5 protein-coding genes are annotated in these 5320 nt (G+C 68.6%); all 5 read right to left on the reverse strand.

Going from position 1 to position 5320, the window contains the following annotated elements; genetic code table 11:
- Window positions 1-51 precede the first annotated feature (51 nt).
- The 5 genes from urtE to urtA all read right to left on the reverse strand — a co-directional run bounded on the left by urtE (window position 52) and on the right by urtA (window position 4992).
- Entirely contained in the window at window positions 52-753 is a 702-nt protein-coding gene (gene urtE / locus G6019_RS05095; protein WP_107757182.1) for an urea ABC transporter ATP-binding subunit UrtE, read from the reverse strand.
- Window positions 750-1571 carry an urea ABC transporter ATP-binding protein UrtD gene (gene urtD / locus G6019_RS05100; RefSeq protein ID WP_182612848.1) on the reverse strand — a complete coding sequence of 274 codons (822 nt, stop codon included), beginning with the start codon at window positions 1569-1571 and terminating at the stop codon, window positions 750-752. The genes urtE and urtD overlap by 4 nt, the downstream gene beginning before the upstream one ends.
- Window positions 1568-2695: an urea ABC transporter permease subunit UrtC gene (gene urtC / locus G6019_RS05105; protein ID WP_375539746.1), complete on the reverse strand. Its 1128-nt coding sequence runs from the start codon at window positions 2693-2695 to the stop codon at window positions 1568-1570. The genes urtD and urtC overlap by 4 nt, the downstream gene beginning before the upstream one ends.
- A 74-nt stretch (window positions 2696-2769) precedes the next feature.
- Complete coding sequence (urtB, locus tag G6019_RS05110) at window positions 2770-3654, reverse strand: urea ABC transporter permease subunit UrtB (RefSeq protein WP_182612849.1); 885 nt, start codon at window positions 3652-3654, stop codon at window positions 2770-2772.
- A gap of 84 nt (window positions 3655-3738) precedes the next feature.
- Window positions 3739-4992, reverse strand: a complete 1254-nt coding sequence (urtA, locus tag G6019_RS05115) for an urea ABC transporter substrate-binding protein (protein WP_107757185.1) — start codon at window positions 4990-4992, stop codon at window positions 3739-3741.
- Window positions 4993-5320: the final 328 nt, after the last annotated feature.

Here is a 5320-nt window from a genome sequence, read left to right on the forward strand (position 1 = left end):
TCGCGGGGGGCCTGGCCCGGCCCGCGCCCGCGTGAGACGGGCCCGCCCGGATCAGATCGCCAGCGCCTCGGTGACCTCGTGGGCGGCGGTGTCGTCGGAGGCGCCCGAGTGGGTCACCCGCCCCGACTCCACCACGTAGAAGACGTCCGAGGCCCGCAGCGAGAACCCGACGTGCTGCTCGACCAACAGCACCGACAGATCACCACGGGACGCCAGGTCCACGATGATCCGCTCGATCTCGGCAACGACATTGGGCTGGATACCCTCGGTCGGCTCGTCCAGCACCAGCAGTCGCGGTTCGGTGATGAGCGCCCGCGCGATGGCCAACTGCTGGCGCTGCCCGCCCGAGAGCAGCCCGGCCTTCCGGTCCAGCAGGTCCTTCAACGCGGGGAACAGGTCCAGGGACTCGTCGATGAGCGCCTTGCCCCGCTTGCGGCCGTCAGCCACGACCCTCAGGTTCTCGGCGGTCGTGAGCTGCGTGAACGACTGCTGGCCCTGGGGTACGTACCCGATGCCCATCGCCACGCGGGCGTGGGGCTTGAGTCCGGTGATGTCCCGGCCGTCGAAGGTGATCCGACCGGCCTTGCACGGAAGCAGGCCGACGGCCGCCCGCAGCAGGGTCGTCTTGCCCGCGCCGTTGTGCCCGAGCACCGCGGCCACGCCCCCGGCGGGGACCTCCAGGTCCACCCCGTGGAGCACCTCGGACCCGCCGTACCCGGCGCGGACGCCCGACATCTGCAGTAGTGCGCTCATCGGTCTGACTCCCTCTCGGGTTCGGTGCCGGTTTCCAGTTCGGTGCCGGTGGCGGCCGCGGTGCCCAGGTACACCTGCTGGACATCGGGGTCGGCCTGGATCTCGGCCACCGTGCCCTCGGCGAGGACCTTCCCGGCCGCCAGGACGGTGACCGAGGTGGCGAAGTCGCGCATGAAGTCCATGTCGTGCTCCACCACCACCACCGTGCGTTCGGCGGCGATGCGCCTCAGCAGTTCGCCGGTGGCCTTGCGCTCCTCCGCCCCCATGCCTGCGACGGGCTCGTCGAGGAGCATCACATCGGAATCCTGGACGAGCAGCATGCCGATCTCCAGCCACTGCTTCTGCCCGTGGGCCAACACCCCGGCCTTGGTGCCGGCCAGGTGCTCGAGGCCGATGGTGTCCAGGGCCTCGGCGACCACCGTCGCGCGTTCCCGGCGACGGCGGAGCAGGGTCAGCCATCCCCGACCGGAGCCGGCCGCGATGTCCAGGTTCTGTTCCACGGTGAGGTCCTCGAAGATGCTGGCCGTCTGGAAGGTCCGGCCGATCCCCATGCGGGCGATCTTGTGCGTCTTCATCCCCAGCACCGGTTGCCCGGTCTTGTCGACAGTCCCCGTCGCCGGGACCAGTCCCGTGATCGCGTCGACGACGGTGGTCTTTCCCGCGCCGTTGGGTCCGATGAGGAACTTGAGATCGCCCTGGATCAGCGTCAGGTCCACGCCGTCGACGGCACGGAAGCCGTCGAACGTCACGGTGAGACCGCGGACCTCCAGGTAGGTCCGTCCGGTCGAGGCGCCGGTGGCCACAGCGGTGGGGGTCATGGGGTCTCCTCCGTGGTGGATCCGGTGGTGGCGGGGGTCGCGGGGCCGGACCCGGTGGACGCGCGACGCCGGCGGATGACGAACAGGCTGGCCAGGCCTCCGGGCAGGAAGCCCACGACGACGATGAAGAGCACCCCCTGCAGGTAGGTCCACTGCGACGGGTAGGCCTCGGAGAAGGTCGTCTGCGCCCAGGCCACACCGATCGCCCCGAGAACCGGGCCGAGCAGGGTGGCCCGGCCGCCGATCGCGACACCGATGAGGAACGCGATCGACGGGGCGATACCGATCGCCGAGGGCGAGATGATCCCGACGATCGGGACGAACAGCGCGCCGGCGATCCCGGCCGCGAAGGCGGCGACCGCGTAGGCCAGGGACTTGACCAGGGCGGGGTCGTACCCCAGGAAGCGGACCCGCTCCTCCTGGTCACGGACGGCGACGAGCAGCTCACCGAAGCGGGACTGCATGAACTGGCGGACCAGCAGGACCACCCCGATGAGCGCGCCACCGGTGATGAAGTACAGCATCTGACGGTTGGCCGGGTCCGACAGGGCGAAGCCGAAGAACCCGGTGAACCGGTTGAGGCCGTTGGACCCGCCCAGCTCGGGGCGGCTGACCAGGAAGATCGCGGCGGCTGCCGCGAGGGCCTGGGACAGGATCGCGAAGTAGGCGCCCTTGACCTTGCGGTTGAACACCAGGTACCCGAACCCGAAGGCCAGCAGGGGCGGCAGGATCAGGATCACCGCGAGGGTGAACACCGGCGAGGCGAACGGCTCCCAGTACCCGGGGAGCGACCGCATGCCGGCGATCTGCATGAAGTCCGGCAGGGCGTCGGGACCGCCGCGATCGCGGGCGTCGGCGAGCTTGAGGTACATCGCCATGGCGTACGCGCCGACGCCGAAGTAGACGCCCTGGCCCAGGGTGAGCATCCCGCCCCGCCCCCACGCCAGCCCGATACCGCTGGCGACGATGCCGAAGCAGAAGAACTTGGCCAACAGGTTGAGCCGGAACTCGCTGAGCAGCAGGGGTGCCACGCCGAAGATGAGTACCGCGGCGACGGCGAGCGCCACCCAGAACACCCAACGGGGACGTTCTCCCTCGGCGGTCAGTGCACCGGGCAGCGGCAGTCGCGGACGGAACCGACGACCCGCCGCGGGATCGGCCGGGTCCCCGGCGGTGGTGCCGATGGTGGCGGTGTCGGTCATGCCAGGCTCCTGGTCTTGACGGCGAACAGCCCCTGCGGGCGGATCTGGAGGAAGACGATGATCGTCACGAAGACGAGCACCTTCGCCACGGACGCGGTCGTGGAGTATTCGAAGAACGAGTTGAGGATCCCCAGGGCGAAGGCGGCGATGACCGCGCCCCGCAGCTGACCGAGGCCCCCGACGACCACCACGAGGAAGGCGTCGATGAGGTACGACTGCCCGATGGTGGGGCTCGTCGACCCGATCAGGGTCAACGCCACGCCCGCCACGCCGGCCAGTCCGGACCCGATGAAGAACGTGGTCAGGTCGCTGCGGCGGGAGTTGATCCCGGAACTCTCGGCGAGATCACGGTTGAGTGTGACCGCCCGGATGCGACGCCCCATCGGGGTGAACCGCATCGCGGCCATCAGTGCGGCGACACACGCGACGGCCAGGAGGAAGATGAAGACGCGGGTGTACGGGACGGACGCCCCGAGCAGGACCATGTTTCCGCGCAGGAACTCGGGCACCTCGACGTTGACGGCCGGCGCGCCCCAGATGTCGCGCGCGACCTGCTGGAGGATCAGCCCGACGCCGAAGGTCACGAGCAGCGTGTCGAGCGGTCGGGCGTACAACCGTCTGATGAGCAGCACCTCGAGGATCACCCCGAGGATCCCGCCCACCACGAAGCCTGCCACCAGGGAGATCGCCAGACCCGCCCCGGAGGCGGCGACGAACTGCTGGATGACGTAGGCCGTGTAGCACCCGGCCATGATGAACTCGCCGTGCGCCATGTTGATGACGCCCATCTGCCCGAAGGTCAGGGACAGTCCGAGCGCGGCGAGCAGAAGGATAGAACCGATGCTCAATCCTGTCGCGAGTTGACCGATGATGACGTCCACACCGGCTCCTTTCTCCTGCATTCACCCCCCGCGGCGGTCCCGGTCGCCGGGGCCGCCGCGGGGGGTGGTGGACTAGTGACCAGGTCAGTTACCGGACAGGTCTCCGGCCCAGTCGTAGCCCTCGAGGAAGGGGTCCGGTTCGATGGGCTCGCCCGAACTCCACACCTCGTAGATCAAGCCGTCGGGGCGGATCTCCCCGACGAGCGCCGTCTTGGAGATGTGGTTGTTGTCCCCGTTGATCGTCACGGTGCCCTCCGGGGCGTCGAAGCTCACCCCGCCGGCGTTCTCCTGGATCTCGGCGACGTCGAAGCTGCCCGCCTTCTCGACGGTGTTCTTCCACAGGAACAGCGAGGTGTACGCCGCCTCCATCGGGTCGGAGGTGACCCTGTCCTCGCCGTACTTGGCCTTGAACGCCTCGACGAACGAGGTGTTCTCCGGGCTGTCGATGGTCTGGTAGTAGTTCCACGACGTGAGCTGGCCCTCGATATTGGCCGCGCCGATGCCCTGCACCTCTTCCTCCGCGATCGACACGCTGATCACCGGGGTGTTCTCGGCGGTGAGGCCGGCGTTGGTGTACTCGCGGAAGAACGCGACGTTGGAGTCGCCGTTGAGGGTGTTGAAGACCGCGTCCGGATCGGCGGTGCGCACCTTGTTGACGATCGTGGAGAAGTCAGTGGAGCCGAGCGGCGTGTAGTCCTCGCCGACGATCTCGACGTCGTTCGCCTCCGCCCACGCCTTGATGACCCGGTTGGCCGTCTGGGGGAACACGTAGTCCGAGCCGACCAGGTACATCGACTCCACGCCCTGCTCCTTGAGGTACTCGAGGCCGGGGACGATCTGCTGGTTGGTCGTGGCGCCGGTGTAGAAGATGTTCGGAGACGCTTCCAGGCCCTCGTACTGGACGGGGTAGTACAGCAGCGCGTTGGCGTCCTCGACGACCGGGAGCATGGCCTTGCGGGAGGACGACGTCCAGCCGCCGAAGATCGCGGCCACGCAGTCGCTGGTGATGAGCTTCTGGGCCTTCTCGGCGAAGACGGCCGGGTCGGATGCCCCGTCCTCGACCACCGTCTCGATCTGCTTGCCCATCACGCCGCCGTCGGCGTTGATCTGCTCCACGGCGAGCTCGACCGAGTCGCGTACCGTCCTCTCGGAGATCGCCATGGTGCCCGAGAGCGAGTGCAGCGACCCGATCTTGATGGTGTCACCGGAGGTGTCCACACACGATTCTGCGGAGGCTGCGGCGGTGTCCGAGGTCCGGTTACCACAAGCGGTGAGAGCGCCGGCCCCGAGGACCACCAGTGCGGCGGCGGCGACGGTGCGTCTGGAGATGGGATTCACGCGGGTTTTTCCTTGCCGTGGGCGGGCGGTCGATGGCCCCCGCTTCTCGGGGATCGACGCTCGGTGAAACCAAAGTTATGAGTTCCATGTGAGCCGCACGGTTCCCCTGTGTTTCGTACGTGTTGCCCAAGTCCACCTTCAGTGAACCCTGCGTTTCTCAACCCTTGCGTAGATCGGGCGCCGACGCCCCCAGGACGTGCCGACGCGCGGCGGACCACGCCGCGCGCATCACGTCCTCGACCGCCTCCGGGGTGTCGCCGACAGCCCGGAGCCACGCCCCGCACCCCTCGGGCAGGGTGCTCACACCACCGCGGACCTCACCTCGGCG

The sequence above is a fragment of the Dietzia sp. DQ12-76 genome (assembly GCF_014145045.1).
Taxonomy (GTDB): Bacteria; Actinomycetota; Actinomycetes; order Mycobacteriales; family Mycobacteriaceae; genus Dietzia.